Origin of the sequence: Nostoc sp. NMS9 (assembly GCF_017114995.1) — a bacterium.
GTDB lineage: Bacteria > Cyanobacteriota > Cyanobacteriia > Cyanobacteriales > Nostocaceae > Nostoc.
The window spans coordinates 21,323-39,080 of sequence record NZ_JABXKL010000073.1 but is presented as its reverse complement, the minus strand read 5'-3'; the positions used below and the strand labels follow the sequence as shown (position 1 = coordinate 39,080).

Genomic DNA, 17,758 nt, shown 5'->3' with positions numbered 1-17,758 from the left:
GGGATAAGGGAGTATAGGAGAAGTTGCAGCAAGTTTTTCCCCAATCCCCAATGCCCAATTCAAAATTCCACAATTACCGGCACATGGTCGCTAGGTTGAGTTAATTTTCTAGGTGCGACATCAATAATACAACTTGTAGTGCGCTCATACAAGATAGGTGTCAGATAGTGATGGTCAATTCGCCAACCTAAGTTACGACGGAAGGCGGCGGAGCGATAATCCCACCAGCTATAATTTCCGCCTTCTGTGGTGAATTTGCGAAAAGCATCGGCAAATCCCAGTTTCAGAATATCCCGTAAGGCTTGACGCTCTGTTTCTGTTGCCATAATGTGATTTTCTGTACTCACTTGCTCGTGAATATCTTTATCTTCTAGGGCAATGTTGAAGTCGCCGCACACACAAATTGCAGATTCTGACAACACCAGCAATCGTAAATACTCATGTAGAGCTGTCAACCAGCGCAGTTTGTATTCGTATTTCTCAGTTCCTACCGCTGCGCCATTAGGAACATATAAGTTTACAATCCGAACACCATCAATTACACCTGTAATTACGCGCTTTTGCTCGTCCCATTCGTGATGTAAATCTGGCAAAATTGCCCTAAACCCGCTACTGACATTTAGGAGTGGCTGGCGGCTAATTAGGGCTACACCGTTATAAGATTTTTGTCCTGACATATAAAGGTTATACCCTAACTGCTCAAAAGGCGATCGCGGAAATTCAGCATCCACAACTTTGGTTTCTTGCAAGCAGAGAACATCAACGGGATTTAGGGTTAACCAATCGATAACCTGTTCAAGGCGAGTGCGAATTGAGTTGACGTTCCAAGTAGCGATTTTCATTAGTTAGTTATCAGAATTTTTTTAAATTACTAATTACAAATTATGTAATTATTGTACAATTACTTAATATTTATAATTTATGTTCTTTTTGCCAATTACCTTTAAATGAAGCTTTAATGACTTGATCCCATTGAATATTTTAGTATTTTCAGCTACCAAATATTCAATTTTGTAAGTTCTGCTACAAAATATTCTACCTCATTATGATTCCCAAGACAGATGCAACAAATAATAGATTAGCTATAGGGTTAGAAGTATAGCTCAGAGTTGACTTTTGCCGATAGTCAGTTAGATTTGTTGGTAGAAAATTTGCGGTACGGTTAACCGTTATTGCGCTTTTGATAGCCTGTTAGGTTAATTTAAATGTCAAAAGAGTAAGTACAAATGCTCTTTACTCATAAAATAATGATGTCACTCATTATATTGAGGACAATTTCATAGACTGAACCAGAAAAACTTATGAAAATCGCTCAAGTTGCCCCCTTATGGGAAAGGGTTCCACCTCCTAATTATGGAGGAATCGAACTGGTAGTGAGTCGCTTGACTGATGAACTTGTTCGTCGCGGTCATGAGGTAACTTTATTTGCCTCTGGCGATTCTCAAACTTTGGCTCATTTAGAAGCAGTTTATCCACGTGCATTACGCTTAGACCCAAATGTGAAAGAGTATGCAGTGTACGAAATGCTAGAACTAAGCCAAGTTTACCAGCGTGCTGACCAATTCGATATTATCCATTCTCATGTAGGGATTTCGGCATTACCTTTAGCGAGTTTGATAACAGCAACTTCTACAGTCCACACCCTGCACAATAATTTTACAACTGACAACCGTCACGCATTTAGCTACTACCAAAAGCAACCATACATCAGCATTAGTAACTCGCAGCGTCAAATCGATCTTAATTATGTTGGCACGGTTTATAACGGAATTGAGCTAGTAGATTATCCATTCGTAGCCCAACCCTTAGAACCTCCCTATTTAGCATTTTTAGGCCGTTTTTCGCCAGATAAAGGCCCGCAACATGCGATCGCCATTGCTAAACAGAGTGGTTGGCGCTTGAAGATGGCAGGAAAGGTTGATGCAGTAAACTCGGAGTTTTTTGAACAAGAGATTGCTCCCCACATAGATGGTCAGCAAATCGAATATCTCGGTGAAATTAACCACACTGAAAAAACTGAACTTCTGGGTAATGCTGCCATAACTCTTTTCCCTATTAACTGGCAAGAACCTTTTGGCTTAGTAATGATTGAATCAATGGCAACTGGTACACCAGTAATTGCCATGAATTTCGGCTCTGTACCTGAAGTTATTGCCCACGGTAAAACAGGTTTTATCTGCAATAGCTACGCAGAAATGGCGGCAATGATTCCACCAGCTTTGGAACTCAATCGTCAAACCTGTCGAAAATATGTAGAAAACAATTTTAGTGTTAGCCAGATGGTTAACGGATATGAAGCTGTTTACAGACAAATTATTAAAGACCGCATAGAATCGAATGGCCGCATTCATGCAGCTAACATCCAATTTTAATCAACTGCTTTTTTACTTAGCTTAAAACAACAATTTTTTTAAGGAGGACATTGGTATGAGTACGAGAGCCAACACTTGCCCATGCTGCGGTGGTTCCCTCCTGCGTCATGCCCGTCATGGTGAACTATATTGGTTTTGCCTGTCGTGCCGACAAGAAGTACCGCTATTAACTGCTACTCGCCTGCCTAATGTGGAAACCCGGAACACCGGAGTGGTTCCCCAGCCAGCGGTGAATACCTAGTTTTTCGACATATAAAATCTACTAAAATCAATAGTGATTTACTTTAAACCTATCAATAAGCCCAACTGGTAAAATCAGATGAAGCTAATTGATAGGTTTAAAGTTTTGTTAGCAGCGTTACTTTATGGTCAAGAAGATTTACGCCTAGAGGAAGTTTCTGACCCCACTCCGGCCGCTGGCGAGGTTGTAATCCAAGTAGGGGCAGCAACAACTTGTGGTACAGATTTGAAAGTCTGGCGGCGTGGTGGTCATGCCAGGATGCTGATACCGCCAACGCTGTTTGGTCACGAAGCTGCTGGGCGAATTGTTGCCTTGGGTACAGGGGTGACAAATTGGCAAGTAGGCGATCGCATCGTCGCTAATAATTCTGCTCCATGCATGAAATGCTTTTATTGTCAACGTCAAGAATATTCCTTATGCCCAAATTTGACCTGGAATAATGGGACTTTTGCCGAATACCTGAAAATTCCCGCACCGATAGTAGAGCATAATATGTTGCAGATTCCTGATGAGTTGCCGTGGGAATTGGCAGCGATGACGGAACCTTTAGCTTGTGTGTTGCATGGTATAGCCCGTTCTAATATTAAGTCTAAAGATAAAGTAGTCGTTTTGGGAGATGGGGCGATCGGGTTGATGTTTGTGGCGGCGTTGAGTGAGAAAGCTGAAGTTTTGCTGTGGGGAGGTAATAACCAGAGACTAGAAATTGGTCAGAAATTGGGTGCAACCCAGACCTTTAATTATCATCAAATTCCAGAGATTCCCAGTGTAGTGAAAGAACTTACCCAAGGATGGGGTGCAGATGTAGTAATTGAAGCCACTGGTGTCCCAAGTGTTTGGGAAACTGCGATCGCTTGCGCCCGTCCTGGTGCAACAGTCAACTTATTCGGTGGATGTCCACGGGATACCAGCATTACCGTCAGTACAGAACAGCTACACTATAACGAACTTACCATCAAAGGCGTGTTTCATAATACACCAGAGCATGTGCGATCGGCCCTTGCACTCATAGCTAGTCGTAAAATTCCCTTTGAGTTACTTATTAGTGAACAGCGACCATTAAAAGATTTAGAACAGGTGTTTTCTGAGATGAAGGCGCGTAAAGTAATTAAGGTAGCAATGATTCCTTAGTATTTTGGCAGCCAATTCACAGGGCACACTACAATGACTATAGCACCACAGACTTAGGCTAAAGCACTATGACTCCTCAAGTCATTACCCCAGTATTGATGATTGAACCCTCATCATGGCTCCGTTCTGGCATCACCATTGAGAAAGTTGATAATGTTAACCTTGCTAAGTTTACAGATGAGTTACATACTCGTCTAGAAGAATTGCTTGAGAAACGAAAATCTGGATTGCTGACTCCTGAAGAAGAAGCCGAATATGCTGGAATTGCTGAACTGGAACGCATTTTAACTTTTGTTAACGCTAAACTGATTGCCAGTCGTGGGTGTTAAAGATGGTATTCGGCAGTTTGTGCGCGAAAGAGCTAAATATCTGTGTGAATATTGCCACTCTCCAGAACGCTCCAGTTCAGATCGCTTCACAATCGATCATCTTCTTCCACAATCATTAGGTGGCTCAGATAAAAATGACAACTTAGCTCTAGCTTGTCGTCGGTATAATGAGCGTCGTTACAACTTCACAACTGGCGTTGATGCTCAAACTTCAGCAACAAGTCGCCTTATTCAATCCTCGTCAGCAACGGTGGGTAGATCACTTCATCTGGACAGGCAATGGACTAAAGATCATTGGTAAAAGTGTTACAGGTCGAGCAACTTGTCATCGACTAGATATCAATGATGAATTTCACAACCAAGGATTTATCCAAGAATCAAGGCAGTTATGGATACAAGGAGGGTGGCACCCACCTGTAGACGATCCTCATCTTTGATGCTTGAACTAACGATGTCTATAGTTGCCAACACGTGCAACAAGAATAAGATAACAATCTCCTATAAAAAGGTATGGCGCAAAACCACAATTTGAGTCATCTCTACCAACTAATAACTAAATCCTTATGGCAAACACTATTTCAATTACCGATTCTCTAGTTCCTAATCCCGTCCCTAAATCAACGATTATTCGTTTGGAGAATATCTTTAAAATATATGGCAGTGGCGAAACTGAAGTCAAAGCACTTAACGATGTGAATTTGACTATCCACGAGGGCGAATATTGTTCAATTATGGGGCCGTCTGGTTCAGGTAAATCCACAGCTATGAATATTATCGGCTGTCTAGACCGACCCACAGGCGGACATTATTACTTAGATAATATTGATGTGGCGCAAATGGATGATAAATCCTTGGCACATATCCGTAATAAAAAGCTGGGCTTTGTCTTCCAACAATTCCATTTATTACCCCAACTCACAGCATTAGAAAATGTGATGCTACCAATGGTCTATGCAAGTGTGAGTCCGAAAGAAAGAAGTGATCGCGCAACAGTTGCACTGACACGAGTAGGTTTAGCAAATCGCCTCAACAACAAACCAACTCAACTATCTGGTGGACAACAACAAAGAGTAGCGATCGCTCGTGCGATCGTCAATCGTCCCGTGGTACTCCTCGCCGATGAACCCACAGGCGCACTCGATTCGCGCACAACCCAAGAAGTCTTAGATATTTTTGGCGAACTTAATGCCAGTGGAATTACAGTTGTCATGGTAACTCATGAACCAGAAGTTGCCCGTCAAACCCAGCGCATCGTTTGGTTCCGTGATGGTCAAGTAGTACACTCCAACCTCACTCCAGCCGACTTGAGTCAGTTAGCTGTCTCGTAGGTTATAAAAGTCCGCACAGGCGGACTTTTATTTGTGTAGTAGCGACTTCTAATCGCCAAGGCTGATTACAAACTTGATGTTTTCCCAGTTTCTGCTTGCGTTGCGATCGGTTTAACATCGGTGTAACCCACTTCACCAGCTATTGTCCTAAACACTGACATTTGCTCTTCAAAATCTAGTGCTTCAATTTGGGAAAGCAGATCCTTAACTGCCTTACTTGGCTGGTAGCTAGCTGGTATCCCAACCACCGTATCTCCCATAGCTACCGCCCAAGCATACCAAACTAGCAGCTGGTTGTTTTCTTTTATCGCCCCATAAGCACGAGAATATTCTGTGTCTTTGCGGTTAACAATATCCCGCATAATATCTAGTTGCTGCTCATCGGACAATTTGAAATAATCTCCTAGCAAAAGTGGTGCTAACTCTGGTTCTGCCGCAGCAGGAGCAGCTGGCGTGATCGAATCACCCATTTTTTCATAAACAAAATAGAACCAGGCTAATTTAGCATCGGTATCTAAGGCGTTAAATGCATCCACCAATTTTTGAGTTTCATTGCTCTGGGCTTGAGAAATAGTTTTATCGTAACTTGCAGTCATAAATTTATTTCCAAGGAAATGTAACAGGCCAAACTAAGTGGTACCAGAGTTTGAGGATCAGATTCTACTACCGATAGAAATAGTTAAATTAATTGGAAATCGCAGCTTTAATCTACCTTTTAATAGAGGTAAAAGTCTCCCCCAGGAAGCAAGAAATCAGCACATTACTTCGCTATAATCACCCTAGCAATAAAAAATTTACCTAAGGTTTTAATTATGCCTGATGAAGAAGTAAAGCCCAATTTAAATGAATCTTCCACCCAGGATGCACAATTAGCTGCCGAAAGCATAGCTAGTGGTGAAGAAAAAGCGCCAACGGTGGATTTTGATTCTGATTATGCAGCTGCACAAAAATTCAGCGTTAGTGAAGTCGATCGCACAGGTAAAGGTGCAACAGCAGCTGAAGCAGCTACTGCACCTAACCAGAAAACCTCTAAGCCACAAGAGACAAAAACTCAAACACAGTCAACTGGCAATCCTGATGATTTTATAGAGTCAGCAAAAGAAGTTGGGAATTCTCAGACTGGGGGTGCAACTAATGTCAGTGATGATTTAGTAAAACAAGCTTTAGAAAAGGGTGAACGGCAAAATTAAGTTTTCCTGATTTCTTGCTATTTTGTCAGATGGGCAATGTCACAAATATGAAAATTGAAGTTATCGCCATTGGTAGACATTGCCCACTCTACTGTTTTGATCGATTGTCAATTGTTCAAATTATCACAATCGACTTTTGATTATTTATTAACTAACGACTGTTCATCACTTCTAGTAGTTCGCTAGGTTGCTGAATTAAATAATCTGGATTTTGCTTGGCTAGTACTTCCGGTGAGTTAAAGCCCCAAGTCACTGCAATCACTTGGATATTTGCTTTTTTTGATGCTTCTATATCTCTAGTTTCATCTCCAACATAAATAACCTCTTGAGGTTTGAGTTGCTTTTGCCTCAAGACATTATTAATGATAGTTGTTTTGCCAAAAATTGTAATTCCTGAGTAGATAAAATCAAATAGGTGATTTAAATCATTGATTGTGAGGAATCGTGTAACATTTTCTTTAGAATTAGAAGTGATAATACCCAGTTTATATCCTTGATTTTGGAGTTCTGTTAATGCTTCTTTAATGCCTGGAATTGGCTTTAATTCTGGTATTTTGTTTTTTAATTCCCCTTTAACTTTTTTAACTAGAAAAGGTATCTTAAATAGAGAAACTCCTGAGTACTTAATGATTTCCCTAGATGTTAAGTTTTTGAGGAAGGCTAATTGTTCTGGGCTTATTTGTCTATAACCAAATTCTATAGCTAAACGATTAGCAATACTTACAAGGGCATCTACTGTATCAGCAATTGTGCCATCAAAATCAAAAATAATTACTTTCTGGGTCATTCTTCTGCCTGGATGCGTCAAGATTAGCTAGGGCGTTGCGTCGTAACATTTCTGGCTTAATCCGCCGCAAGGCAGATGCTGGAAATCGTTTATCCCACTCCCGATCTGAGATTTGGGCTAATTCTAGCAGGTGGGGAGCAATATTCCCAGGATAAGGCTGAAACTCTGCAATATCAGTTGTTTGGGCAAAACGTTGATTCCAAGGACAAACATCTTGGCAAATATCGCAACCAGCAACCCAGCCTTGTAAATGAGGTGCGATCGCCTCTGGCAATTCCTTGTCACGATTTTCAATGGTATGATAAGCAATGCAACGATTAGCATCGACAACAAAAGGCTGAGTAATTGCACCTGTGGGACAAGCTTGAAGACAACGAGTACAGCTACCGCAGTGTTCTGTGTGTGGGCGATCGCTCTCTAATTCTAAATTGGTCAACACTTCTCCCAAAAATACCCAAGAGCCATATTCCCGTGTAATCACATTACCATTCTTGGCAATCCAACCAATTCCAGCTTGTTGAGCCAACACTTTATCTTGCACCGGGCCAGTATCTGCATAATAAAGAGCTAATACGCCTGCATCAAGTGATTTTAGCCATATAGATAGCTGCTTGAGTTTTCTATGCATCACTTTGTGATAATCCTTTCCCCAACCATAACGGGAAATTTTGGCGTATTCCTCACTTTCAGGACGTTGATGTGGTGTATAGTAATTCAGCGCTACACACACTAGCGATCGCACCTCTGGCATCACTAAGCGGATATCCTGACGCTTTGGATTAGCCATCCATTTCATATCAGCGTGATAACCTAGTTCAATCCATGCTTGCAACCTCTGCGCTTCTGTGGCATTTACCCGATCTACAGCAGTAATTCCAACTTTGTGAAAGCCCAACTCGCTGGCTTTTTCTTTCACCAGACTGCTGCTCGTTACAGAATACTGATTCATTTTTTTATCTGGATTTTGCCCAAATAAAGGCGTCTTGATTATACATTAAGTAGCCAATACCTTTAATTAAGATTTGTTAATTACCCGACATATAGCCTTTCTTAAACTGCGTAGCAGTTCAAGACTTCCATCGTTAGGAAGATTTATTAATATGTAGCAATCTATCTCAACAGCAGCTTTTATTTTATTTATTTTTGTATTGAAATTAATATTCAGATAGCATAATACAGGTAATTTTATGACCTCTGCTGAATTTATATCGCCAGCCCAGTTTAAAGAAGAATTCCAGATTGAGGGAATTACAGAACCAAGCGTACTGCGTTATTTTGAAACCTTAAATGCAGGAGAATTTGAGGCAACTGCTGCCTTATTTGCGATCGATGGTGTAATGCGTCCGCCATTTGAATCTGATATTGTGGGGGTAGATGCGATCGCAGCCTACTTAAAACAAGAAGGTCAAAACATTAAAGCTTACCCAAACACAGGAATAGCCGAGACTTTAGAAAATGGTGATATCCAAGTCCAGGTAACAGGCAAAGCACAAACTTCGTGGTGTAGTGTCAATGTCTTGTGGCTATTTATCCTCAACCAACAACGGCAAATTTTTTATACTAGAATCAAACTTTTAGCTTCCCCCAAAGAGTTACTTAATTTACGTCGTGAAAAGTAAGTAGCAAATAACTATAAAGGGCAAAGTTTTAAACCAATATTTCTCACACAGTCACACAAGATTCATGGCTTTATTCTGACTTCTGAGTTCTGAATTCTTCCTCATAAATAGCATGACTTGAAAAATAGTAATACCAATTTGAAAAAAGAATGCGACAGATACACACTCCCAAACCTTTGTTATGTCTGGCTTTCTTAATTTTGAATTTTGAATTTTGAATTTTGAATTGGTATAACTTTTGTCTATTGGACTAATTCGGGTAAAGTAGCTTCTAACTTCAGACAGTTGGCACCATTAACCTGCAACTTGTAATCTACTTTATCCATGAGACGATTCATAATCAGCCAACCATAACCACCTTCTTGCTTTTCCATCGGGTTTGGAGCGTAGTAGTTAGACATGTCAAAGCCTTCGCCGTAGTCCCAAATTTCTAAGGCAAAATCCCGGTCTTTCACTTCTAAACGTAGTAAGATTGGTAAATTTGGTTGATCCTTGTGGGCATGACGGACTGCATTAGAGTAGGCTTCCACTAAAGCCAGTCTCAAACGACTTGATTGCCGCGACCAATCCACAGATTCCCCTAACTGAATTTTCAAACATCCTAACAACCAATTTTCAACAATATTCAGAAAATTCAAGTCGCTTGGTACATGAAGCTCACTTTTCATGACTTACAAAATCTCCAGTGAAAGTATAGTTTGATCGTCTTCTTGAACGTGATTATCTGCCTGGATGCGAGCTAGTAAATGGTTAAGAGAAAGTGGTTGTTGCTCTTGTTGTAAGAGTTGCCAAAGACCATCTTGATTCAGCATCGAACGGTTTACTGGCTCAACCCCAGCCTCAGTTTTTACTGTTGAATCATGATTATTTGATACCATTGCTTCTGTAATGCCATCGCTGGCTAGTAACAATGTGTCTCCAGCAGCGAGAACCAAGCGACCAGACTGTGCCTGCCATTTAGGCAAAATCCCCAAAGGAACGCTGCGAACTTTCAGGTAATTGGGATTTTCGGCTAAAGCCGAGCAACGTGACCATAAAAGCGGATAGATATGACCGGCATTAGTGTAGACCAGTTCCTTAGTGCTAGGGGTATAACAAGCTAACACAAGAGTGACAAAATAATTGTTGCTAATTAAATCTTCACTGAGAGCGTGGTTGAGGTTCTGCATGACCACATTCGGCTCTGCTGGTGTCTCTTGAGATAATTCTCGGCGCAAAACTGAAATAATACTAGCCATAAATAAAGCTGCTGGGACGCCCTTGCCAGAAACGTCACCCACTGCCAACCACAAGTCACCTTTGGGATGGACAAAAACTTCAAAAAAATCGCCTCCTACTTCTCGCGCCGGATAGCAGCAAGCTTGTACCTTCACACCTTTAATGTCAGGTAAACTTTGGCGTAGTAGGTTGTATTGAATTTGGCGAGCCACCTCTAACTCAGTGTGAATCTGCTGTTGCTTTTCTTGGAGGCGTTGGTAGAGTTTTGCTTGGGAGAGGGCTAAGGCTGCTTGTTCAGCAACACCTGCAATTAGTTGGATGTCTTCGTCTTCCCAAGGGCGATCGCGTCCCCATTGGTGAAGGGTCAGCACAGCCAACAGATGCTGATGGTAGCTAAGTGGCACAACTAGGTGGTGACTAGGATTACCGTTATATATATCTTGAGCAAGTTGATAATGACGGGTTTCCAGCACCTTTTCGATTAAAACACTGGAGTCGAAGAAGCAATCTAATACATCAGATTTCGGATCGCGGTAGAAAAACTCGTCTTGTGTAAGGCGATCGCCCTCTACTGGTTTGAGCAAGCAGCTGGTAGCTTCAAATGTTTCTCCAATAGTTGCGACAATTTTTTGCAGCATACTATCGTAGTCCAAAGATTCCCGAATTGCTGTTGTTACCGCATTAAACAAAGATTCTCGCCTTAGGGCCCGACGCAACTCTTGGGTGCGCTTCTTAACTAGGCGATATGTATCAGTGGCTTGCTCAACTAACCCTCTCAGCCGTTCTGGATTCCAGGGTTTGGTAATGTACTTGAATACCTGACCGGAGTTAATCGCATCTACCAAATCTTCGACATCAGTAAAACCAGTTAACAAAATCCGAATCGTGTCTGGAAAGCGCTCTACGGTGCGACTAAAAAATTCAGTCCCATTCATTTCTGGCATTCTTTGGTCAGAAATAATTACCGCCATTTCGCCATATTGATCCAAGATTTCCAGAGCACCAAAGGCATGATTGGCTTTATATACTTGAAAATCTCGCCTAAAAGTGCGGTAGAGTAAATCTAGGTTATCTGGCTCATCATCTACCACCATGAGCTTAAGTTTGTCCGTACCAATCTCAGCCATATTTGACTTTTGTTTTTATATATTTGAATGGCGAGATAATATGATGTTTATCCCACCTAATAAATAAGAGAAAATTAGAGAAGCCATTCACTTTGAAAAGTTATATTTTCAAAGTTGTGAGTTTCCCTTGATTCTCCTCAATTGATCCACACCAAAATTAAATTTATCCAACTAACCCAGAACGCAAGGCGCGGACTGCTGCTTGGGTACGGTCATCGGCACATAGCTTATTCAAAATATTGCGAACGTGAGTTTTAACAGTGCCAACTGTGATGTAAAGTCTTTCCGCAATTACTGCATTACTACAACCTTCGACAATCAACTGTAACACTTCCAATTCCCTTTCTGTCAGGGTGTAAGGTTGAATTCCTTCCAGATTCTCAAAAGAATCAGGGTTAGGAGCAATAGTCTTGGAATCGACCAAAACCGATTCCAACTTTTGAGGATTTTGTTGCGCTTGTTGTAATACAATCCGAGCGATCGCTGGATCGATCCAGGCGTTGCCATTGTAAGTTACTCGTACTGCTTCCAGCAAATTATCAAATTTGATATCTTTCATACAGTAAGAGTCTGCACCAGCGGCAAAAGCTGCCAACACCGCTTCTTTGTTATCCCGCAGCGTCAAAATTAATACTTTTGTAACTAGCTGCTGCCCATTAGTAGTAGATTTTACCTCCCGTGTTAACTCAATGCCATCTTTATCTGGTAAACCAATATCCACAATGGCAATATCTGGTTGTAGCATTTTTAACATTTTTAGACCCTCAACAGCATTAGCAGCTTCACCTACAACTTCAATTTCATCCTTTTGCTGTAGTGCTGTGCGAATACCCACACGAGTTAGGTCATGATCTTCAATCAGAGCGATACGAATTTTACTCATAGCCAACTTCAGCCCGTTACACTATAACCATAAAGTCGAGTTTCGTGACATACTCCCACACTAACTGCAAGCAGTATAGTGGGGGCTTCTATTCCCGGAACCAGAGTTGCGAGTTGAGCGTTTTATACTGAGTGAATATTACACTTTAACAATAAAAGCTGGACTGGTTCAGCCCAAGTACAAGCGCCCAAGATTAATAGACAGAGGAGTGAAATTAATTATGTGTTATCTAAAACCCTTATATATACGTAGCAGTGCTGCGTAGATACATTCTTGTTCACTCTTATGTCTATTTAGTTTAATTATGCTTTCTCTCGTTGCAGGGCAAAGGGGAATCTCTTTTGCCTAAGTTCTAATATAAAAAAATTTGATAAACTTAACATTCATGCAAAATCTGGTGTGAGTATTACTTAAGAATAGGCTATGTCTAACGGCAATCAAGCATTTTCAGTGTTGGGAATACCAGTTCATGTGATGGCTGACTATCCAGGCTGGTTGTTAGAATGCCTGCACACAGGCAGAGGAACTCATGTCGTAACGCTCAATGCAGAAATGACTATGCAGGCAGAGCGAAATCAATTATTAGCTCAGGTGATTAAAAATGCTGAACTCGTGATTCCAGATGGAGCCGGGGTTGTTCTGTATTTACGGTGGCTGTTATGGCAAAAAGTGCAGCGTTTTCCAGGGATTGAATTAGCAGAAAAACTTTTGCAAGCACTTGGGCAACAAAACACAGGAACAAAAATATTTTTCTATGGAGGAGCGCCTGGAGTGGCGGCAAATGCGGCAGATTTTTGGCAGCAGCAAATTCCAGATTTGAATATAGTCGGCACTCACTCAGGCTACCATTCTCCAGAAGAAGAAGCACAATTGCGAGAAACTCTGGCTCAATTGCAGCCACAAGTGATTTTTGTCGGTTTAGGGGTGCCGCGTCAAGAGTTATGGATTGCCGAAAACCGCCATTTGTGTCCTCAAGCAATTTGGATTGGCGTTGGTGGCAGTTTTGATATTTGGTCGGGAACTAAAACTCGTGCTCCCGCTTGGTTAGGAAATAATAATTTGGAATGGTTGTATCGCCTTTATCAAGAACCTTGGCGCTGGCGGCGGATGTTGGCTTTGCCAGCGTTTGCGGTGAAAGCGTTTGTTTATCGTTTGACAGCAAGGGGTGCAATTAGTTAAGAGTGCTGAGTTGTGAGTGCTGAATTCTGAATTCTGAGTGCTGAGTGCTGAGTGTTCTTACTTAGTTAGTATTAAAGTCTTAAAAAAATTTTAAATTTTCTTTGTTGAATTTTAAATTCCCAGGCAAAACCTGGGAATCCTTATTTTGGGGAGAATGTCACATTTAAGCAGTCAAACTGTTTGGTTGTGGGTATGAGGAAAATTTAACAATGCCAGTATTAACAACTCAAGTTAAGAAAGACAAATCCTTTCATGGAGAGGACAGTGAAACTCAACAGCACGGTAGCAATACTACAAAGGTACAATTGCAATCTGTAACCAAGACTTATGCTAACGGCACTCACGCCTTATTGAATGCAAACCTTGAGGTAAAAAAGGGAGAATTTCTGTTTATAACCGGGCCAAGTGGTTCTGGAAAATCAACGCTCTTGAAACTGCTGTATGGCCAGGAGTTGCCTACACAGGGAGAAGTAATTGTTGATGAATGTAATGTAGCTGATTTGCGGGGCGATCGCTTGTCATTATTGCGGCGACGGATTGGTATTGTGTTTCAAGACTACAAACTGATTACCCAACGAACAGTAGCAGAAAATGTCACTTTTGTGCTGCAAGCTCAAGGGTATACCCGTAAAGAAATTCAACGACGTTTAGAACCAACCTTAAAGCTGGTAGGTTTGCTGAGTAAAGCTGACTGCTTTCCAGATCAACTGTCTGGAGGAGAGCAGCAACGGGTGAGTATTGCCCGTGCGATCGTTGGTACACCACCTCTACTGTTAGCGGATGAGCCGACTGGAAATCTCGATCCAGATAATTCCTGGCAAGTGATCCAGATTCTCCAGAAGTTAAATTCCTTTGGAGCTACAGTAATTGTTACCACCCACGATGAACAATTGGTACGACGGTGCAATCATCCGGTAGTGCAAGTTCGTAATGGAAGGCTGTCTCGAAAATAAGTGTTGGGCATAGGGGATTGGGCATTGGGCATTAATTAGGACTCATCATTTAACCAAGGACAAATGACAAATGACTAATAAACGTGGTGTTTGACTTTTGGTGATATCGGTGTGAAAATTGTTGCTGTTTTGGGGGGTAGCACTTGTAGGCGATCGCAGGCTTGTAAACTCTTAAAAGCTGCCTCTCGCACTACAACTTCTTCCTCTCGACTGAGTAGGAGTTGCAAGCATTGGACAATATCTTGCTGCACTGAAGAATCAACTCGCTTACGGCTGATCAATTTAGTTAGTTGACCTAGAGCAATCAACCGCTTCAATGAATCTTTTTCTGTTAAATTCATCAACAACCGATCAAGGTGGTCTTCTTCTCGATTTTCATAGAAGTTGACAATTTGCCATACCAATAAAATTAAAGTTAACAGGGTTCCCACACCTTGCACAATGGCACCAGCAGCAATCCAGTGACTGTGAGAGTCAACCCATATTGCAGCTGCCATGTAAGTGCTGACAGTAGCAATACCACCACTGATGACTGCTAAAGCTAACCGACGATTTGAACTATTTAAGAACTTACGTATTTTTGACCAGCGCAATTGCCAGTCCCACGCCTGCATTGAGTAAACCAATACCATTACTCCAATGCCGATTAAGAGAGCCAGTAGCAGTTTCCAGTTCCACAACAACATGGCAATGATAATTGTCAGGAACCCAAGAAAGCCCCCAGGGCCAGAGAAACGTTTAAATGTTTGCTGCTTTATGGCTCCCTTTGTCTTGAATTTTGGAAGCGACCAGTTCCAGTTGGGGATTTGGTTGATCAATTGCTGCCAAGAAGACGAAGCCTGTGCCACAGTGTTTACCTACTTGATTAAGAAATTACCTATTGTATAAGTTTTACTATGGATGAAGAAAGGATGAAGGCTTAAATCACAAAATGCCCGGTTTTATAAATGGATAGTAGACTAATACAGCACAGCGCAAATAAGATACCATTTTCAATCGCTCAGAGCAAGGGCATTTTGTACTTAAAGAGGCAGGAGGAATCCCCATTCATAAATTCAGGGGATTTAGCAAGGACGCTGTAAATATGCGCTATACGTCTCGAAATACATATTTTTTTGTTTTTCATAAATAAATTTAGTTGCTTTCAGACCCTTTTGGAAAAGGGAAGAATTATTTTCTAAAACCTTCTGCCTCCTGCCTCCTGCCCTCTGCCTTTCTTCGGTAAGTCTTAGTTAAAGACAAAAACGAAAGTTATCAAGGGTGAATTGACCATCAAAAGTACAAAAGGTAACGCTGTAAATGTTATTCACATTTATAGATAATAAGGTATTGGGGGAAATTGGCGAGTCGGAATTGGCAAGATTAGAGCCTGGTAGTGCAGTTTGAGCGAGTAGTTGCCGATCGCGATCGTAGGCGGAAAGCACTAGCCGTTGCGAACTAGTGACAAAGGCACTAACCGAATTAACTGGACGCAAGAAACTAGCTTCTAAAAATCCGCTTTTAGGCGCTCCCATTAAGACTATTAGCCCTGAATAGGTTGGAAATGCTGGATTTGATGGCTGTATTGCTAGAGAATTGTGAAAAATGACTCCCCAACGTTCATATTGGCGCTCTACTGCTTCAAAACACTTCAAATCTTCTAAGTCTAAACAAATACAAGTAGGTACAGTAAGTCTGGCAGCATCAAGAACTGGCTCGACCTGACCCCGCCTAGCTGAAGCTTTAATTTCGTTTTGTATATTAAAGTTGTCAAGCGCAAATTTAGCGTCTTCAATCGTTGCTAGTTTATTTGATTGAAGAGTAGCCTGCTTTACCATGACATTCCGCCTTACCATTACTTAGATAATAATCAGATTAGTTATACATCAAAAGCTATTGTTTCTACTATATAAGTAGATTTAACAGCTTATTAAAATAAGCGTTTTAACTATTGTTGACGTGTTGACGCTCAAAATTATTTATGGGTTTTTTGATAGACTACCATAAAAACTTATGCTTGATTAACGCTGGAGCGATCTTCGCTACCATGAAAAACCCTTATAAAACAGTAATTTCAACGTTAAGTTACTTGATTATTATGAAAAAAAGCACCAAATCTTTACAAGTAATCCAGTAATTTTATATCTACTTAATCTGACGCTAGCGAGAAGTCTGAGAGTGATTGGTTCGCTGATAATAACAATGAGTGGGGAGTTTGAACTAAACACATTAAGAGTGCTGAGTTAAAAGACTGCCTACAAGGGACGTTGCTTTTACTAAGTACACAGATATTAAGTGCTTGTTAATTTACTCAACGCTGAGTGCAGTAAACATCTAGGGTGACTAAAGGGGAGGCAAAGAAATTATCAAATATTCTCTCCGTGTGCCTACTTCAAAGGTATTTTGTCTTACTTGTGCCAACGAATCACTACAGTCAACGAAAAAATACTTATGTTTCAACCACTAGGATTTGAACAACGCTCTATAGATACCTCACTAGGTAGAATGGCATATTATACTGCTGCTGGAGCACCTTGGCAGGATTATGAGACTGCCAAAGACGATCAAGAAACTTTGGTATTCCTGCACGGCTTTGGTGGTGGGTCTTCTGCTTATGAGTGGTCGAAAGTTTATCCGGCTTTTGCGGCTGAATATCGGGTCATTGCGCCAGATTTGCTCGGTTGGGGTAGGTCTGAACATCCAGCACGGAGTTATAAAATTGAGGATTATTTGACCACGATTCGGGAGTTTTTCGAGCAGACTTGTACTGGGCCAGTAACAGCGATCGCTTCTTCTTTGACCGCAGCATTTATAATTCGGGTAGCAGCAGATCGTCCTGATTTATTCAAGTCTTTAATTCTTACCACCCCCGCCGGACTTTCTGACTTTGGCGAAGACTACTCCCGTAGTTTTTTTGCCCAGTTAGTTAGCGTTCCCATTGTTGATCGTTTACTTTACAGCACTGGAATTGCTACTAATAGTGGTATTCGCGGCTTTTTAGAACAACGGCAATTTGCTCAATCCAATCGAGTCTACCAAGAAATTGTAGATGCTTATCTAGAATCTGCCCTACAGCCTAATGCTGAGTATGCAGCACTGTCCTTTGTCCGTGGCGATTTGTGCTTTGATTTATCCCTTTATATTCAACAATTAACCACTCCCACCGCCATTATTTGGGGACAAAAGTCAGAATTTACAGGCCCCTCAATTGGTCGCCGTCTTGCTGAAATCAATCCCCTAGCGATCCGATTTTTTCAACAGTTGGAAGATGTCGGATTAACACCACAGTTGGAATTGCCAGCAGTGACAATCGGGTTAATTCGCAAATTTTTGCCTTTGCTTAATTAACATAAGTAGTAGAGACGCAAAATTGGACTGGGCTTTGCCCTGCTGCGCTAACGCGTCTCTACATTCTTTTTCACCAG

At 41.3% G+C, this 17,758-nt stretch carries 20 protein-coding genes and 1 pseudogene; 12 read left to right on the top strand and 9 right to left on the bottom strand.

What is annotated here, in order from left to right:
• Positions 1-59: 59 nt before the first annotated feature.
• Positions 60-842 (bottom strand): exodeoxyribonuclease III, encoded by a 783-nt coding sequence (xth, locus tag HWQ40_RS22235; RefSeq protein WP_292781895.1) that lies wholly within the window; start codon positions 840-842, stop codon positions 60-62.
• Between the two features lie 459 nt (positions 843-1,301).
• Here xth and HWQ40_RS22230 point away from each other — a divergent pair, with 459 nt between their 5' ends.
• From HWQ40_RS22230 to HWQ40_RS22205, 7 genes and pseudogenes are all read left to right on the top strand, one after another.
• Positions 1,302-2,372: a glycosyltransferase family 4 protein gene (locus HWQ40_RS22230; RefSeq protein ID WP_292781893.1), complete on the top strand. Its 1,071-nt coding sequence runs from the start codon at positions 1,302-1,304 to the stop codon at positions 2,370-2,372.
• Between the two features lie 55 nt (positions 2,373-2,427).
• Complete coding sequence (locus HWQ40_RS22225) at positions 2,428-2,613, top strand: hypothetical protein (RefSeq protein ID WP_104909358.1); 186 nt, start codon at positions 2,428-2,430, stop codon at positions 2,611-2,613.
• A 105-nt stretch (positions 2,614-2,718) separates the two neighbouring features.
• Complete coding sequence (locus tag HWQ40_RS22220) at positions 2,719-3,741, top strand: alcohol dehydrogenase catalytic domain-containing protein (RefSeq protein ID WP_292782034.1); 1,023 nt, start codon at positions 2,719-2,721, stop codon at positions 3,739-3,741.
• Positions 3,742-3,809: 68 nt separating this feature from the next.
• Positions 3,810-4,070, top strand: coding sequence for a hypothetical protein (locus HWQ40_RS22215; protein WP_194043991.1), 261 nt, complete (start codon positions 3,810-3,812; stop codon positions 4,068-4,070).
• Positions 4,060-4,185: pseudogene (locus HWQ40_RS35720) on the top strand (HNH endonuclease); the annotation flags it as partial. The gene HWQ40_RS22215 and the pseudogene HWQ40_RS35720, both read left to right, overlap by 11 nt.
• A gap of 52 nt (positions 4,186-4,237) precedes the next feature.
• Positions 4,238-4,507 carry a hypothetical protein gene (locus HWQ40_RS35715; RefSeq protein ID WP_366934023.1) on the top strand — a complete coding sequence of 90 codons (270 nt, stop codon included), beginning with the start codon at positions 4,238-4,240 and terminating at the stop codon, positions 4,505-4,507.
• A 126-nt stretch (positions 4,508-4,633) separates the two neighbouring features.
• The gene (locus HWQ40_RS22205; RefSeq protein WP_292781890.1) at positions 4,634-5,398 is read left to right on the top strand and encodes an ABC transporter ATP-binding protein; all 765 of its coding nucleotides are present in this window, start codon (positions 4,634-4,636) and stop codon (positions 5,396-5,398) included.
• 65 nt (positions 5,399-5,463) lie between these two features.
• Here HWQ40_RS22205 and HWQ40_RS22200 read toward each other — a convergent pair whose 3' ends face one another.
• Positions 5,464-5,994 carry an orange carotenoid protein N-terminal domain-containing protein gene (locus HWQ40_RS22200; RefSeq protein ID WP_292781888.1) on the bottom strand — a complete coding sequence of 177 codons (531 nt, stop codon included), beginning with the start codon at positions 5,992-5,994 and terminating at the stop codon, positions 5,464-5,466.
• A gap of 216 nt (positions 5,995-6,210) precedes the next feature.
• On the opposite strand from HWQ40_RS22200, the gene HWQ40_RS22195 reads away from it, so the two are divergent.
• Positions 6,211-6,588 (top strand): hypothetical protein, encoded by a 378-nt coding sequence (locus tag HWQ40_RS22195; protein WP_292781886.1) that lies wholly within the window; start codon positions 6,211-6,213, stop codon positions 6,586-6,588.
• Between the two features lie 151 nt (positions 6,589-6,739).
• Here HWQ40_RS22195 and HWQ40_RS22190 read toward each other — a convergent pair whose 3' ends face one another.
• Entirely contained in the window at positions 6,740-7,375 is a 636-nt protein-coding gene (locus HWQ40_RS22190) for an HAD-IA family hydrolase (protein ID WP_292781884.1), read from the bottom strand.
• Complete coding sequence (gene queG / locus HWQ40_RS22185) at positions 7,350-8,324, bottom strand: tRNA epoxyqueuosine(34) reductase QueG (protein ID WP_292781882.1); 975 nt, start codon at positions 8,322-8,324, stop codon at positions 7,350-7,352. The genes HWQ40_RS22190 and queG overlap by 26 nt, the downstream gene beginning before the upstream one ends.
• A gap of 238 nt (positions 8,325-8,562) precedes the next feature.
• On the opposite strand from queG, the gene HWQ40_RS22180 reads away from it, so the two are divergent.
• Entirely contained in the window at positions 8,563-8,994 is a 432-nt protein-coding gene (locus HWQ40_RS22180) for a ketosteroid isomerase family protein (protein ID WP_292781880.1), read from the top strand.
• A gap of 242 nt (positions 8,995-9,236) precedes the next feature.
• On the opposite strand, the gene HWQ40_RS22175 is transcribed toward HWQ40_RS22180, so the two are convergent.
• From HWQ40_RS22175 to HWQ40_RS22165, 3 genes are all read right to left on the bottom strand, one after another.
• Entirely contained in the window at positions 9,237-9,662 is a 426-nt protein-coding gene (locus HWQ40_RS22175; protein WP_094351551.1) for an anti-sigma regulatory factor, read from the bottom strand.
• A 3-nt stretch (positions 9,663-9,665) separates the two neighbouring features.
• Positions 9,666-11,339 (bottom strand): SpoIIE family protein phosphatase, encoded by a 1,674-nt coding sequence (locus HWQ40_RS22170; protein WP_292781878.1) that lies wholly within the window; start codon positions 11,337-11,339, stop codon positions 9,666-9,668.
• 163 nt (positions 11,340-11,502) lie between these two features.
• Entirely contained in the window at positions 11,503-12,222 is a 720-nt protein-coding gene (locus HWQ40_RS22165; protein WP_292781876.1) for a response regulator transcription factor, read from the bottom strand.
• A 423-nt stretch (positions 12,223-12,645) separates the two neighbouring features.
• Between HWQ40_RS22165 and HWQ40_RS22160 the strand changes: the two genes are divergently transcribed.
• Together HWQ40_RS22160 and ftsE are read left to right on the top strand one after the other, a co-directional pair.
• Positions 12,646-13,401 carry a WecB/TagA/CpsF family glycosyltransferase gene (locus HWQ40_RS22160; RefSeq protein WP_292781874.1) on the top strand — a complete coding sequence of 252 codons (756 nt, stop codon included), beginning with the start codon at positions 12,646-12,648 and terminating at the stop codon, positions 13,399-13,401.
• 209 nt (positions 13,402-13,610) lie between these two features.
• Positions 13,611-14,354: a cell division ATP-binding protein FtsE gene (gene ftsE / locus HWQ40_RS22155; RefSeq protein ID WP_292781872.1), complete on the top strand. Its 744-nt coding sequence runs from the start codon at positions 13,611-13,613 to the stop codon at positions 14,352-14,354.
• 74 nt (positions 14,355-14,428) lie between these two features.
• Here ftsE and HWQ40_RS22150 read toward each other — a convergent pair whose 3' ends face one another.
• Together HWQ40_RS22150 and HWQ40_RS22145 are read right to left on the bottom strand one after the other, a co-directional pair.
• Positions 14,429-15,202, bottom strand: coding sequence for an armadillo-type fold-containing protein (locus tag HWQ40_RS22150; RefSeq protein WP_292781870.1), 774 nt, complete (start codon positions 15,200-15,202; stop codon positions 14,429-14,431).
• Between the two features lie 384 nt (positions 15,203-15,586).
• The gene (locus tag HWQ40_RS22145; protein ID WP_292781868.1) at positions 15,587-16,171 is read right to left on the bottom strand and encodes a hypothetical protein; all 585 of its coding nucleotides are present in this window, start codon (positions 16,169-16,171) and stop codon (positions 15,587-15,589) included.
• Positions 16,172-16,784: 613 nt separating this feature from the next.
• Here HWQ40_RS22145 and HWQ40_RS22140 point away from each other — a divergent pair.
• Positions 16,785-17,681 (top strand): alpha/beta hydrolase, encoded by an 897-nt coding sequence (locus tag HWQ40_RS22140; RefSeq protein WP_292781866.1) that lies wholly within the window; start codon positions 16,785-16,787, stop codon positions 17,679-17,681.
• The last annotated feature ends 77 nt before the right edge of the window (positions 17,682-17,758 follow it).

Bases quoted from the DNA above. Each gene is read 5' to 3' on its own strand.
- xth (WP_292781895.1), bottom strand. From the start codon at position 842: ATGAAAATCGCTACTTGGAACGTCAACTCAATTCGCACTCGCCTTGAA.
- HWQ40_RS22230 (WP_292781893.1), top strand. From the start codon at position 1,302: ATGAAAATCGCTCAAGTTGCCCCCTTATGGGAAAGGGTTCCACCTCCT.
- HWQ40_RS22225 (WP_104909358.1), top strand. From the start codon at position 2,428: ATGAGTACGAGAGCCAACACTTGCCCATGCTGCGGTGGTTCCCTCCTG.
- HWQ40_RS22215 (WP_194043991.1), top strand. From the start codon at position 3,810: ATGACTCCTCAAGTCATTACCCCAGTATTGATGATTGAACCCTCATCA.
- HWQ40_RS35715 (WP_366934023.1), top strand. From the start codon at position 4,238: ATGAGCGTCGTTACAACTTCACAACTGGCGTTGATGCTCAAACTTCAG.
- HWQ40_RS22205 (WP_292781890.1), top strand. From the start codon at position 4,634: ATGGCAAACACTATTTCAATTACCGATTCTCTAGTTCCTAATCCCGTC.
- HWQ40_RS22200 (WP_292781888.1), bottom strand. From the start codon at position 5,994: ATGACTGCAAGTTACGATAAAACTATTTCTCAAGCCCAGAGCAATGAA.
- HWQ40_RS22195 (WP_292781886.1), top strand. From the start codon at position 6,211: ATGCCTGATGAAGAAGTAAAGCCCAATTTAAATGAATCTTCCACCCAG.
- HWQ40_RS22190 (WP_292781884.1), bottom strand. From the start codon at position 7,375: ATGACCCAGAAAGTAATTATTTTTGATTTTGATGGCACAATTGCTGAT.
- queG (WP_292781882.1), bottom strand. From the start codon at position 8,324: ATGAATCAGTATTCTGTAACGAGCAGCAGTCTGGTGAAAGAAAAAGCC.
- HWQ40_RS22180 (WP_292781880.1), top strand. From the start codon at position 8,563: ATGACCTCTGCTGAATTTATATCGCCAGCCCAGTTTAAAGAAGAATTC.
- HWQ40_RS22175 (WP_094351551.1), bottom strand. From the start codon at position 9,662: ATGAAAAGTGAGCTTCATGTACCAAGCGACTTGAATTTTCTGAATATT.
- HWQ40_RS22170 (WP_292781878.1), bottom strand. From the start codon at position 11,339: ATGGCTGAGATTGGTACGGACAAACTTAAGCTCATGGTGGTAGATGAT.
- HWQ40_RS22165 (WP_292781876.1), bottom strand. From the start codon at position 12,222: ATGAGTAAAATTCGTATCGCTCTGATTGAAGATCATGACCTAACTCGT.
- HWQ40_RS22160 (WP_292781874.1), top strand. From the start codon at position 12,646: ATGTCTAACGGCAATCAAGCATTTTCAGTGTTGGGAATACCAGTTCAT.
- ftsE (WP_292781872.1), top strand. From the start codon at position 13,611: ATGCCAGTATTAACAACTCAAGTTAAGAAAGACAAATCCTTTCATGGA.
- HWQ40_RS22145 (WP_292781868.1), bottom strand. From the start codon at position 16,171: ATGGTAAAGCAGGCTACTCTTCAATCAAATAAACTAGCAACGATTGAA.
- HWQ40_RS22140 (WP_292781866.1), top strand. From the start codon at position 16,785: ATGTTTCAACCACTAGGATTTGAACAACGCTCTATAGATACCTCACTA.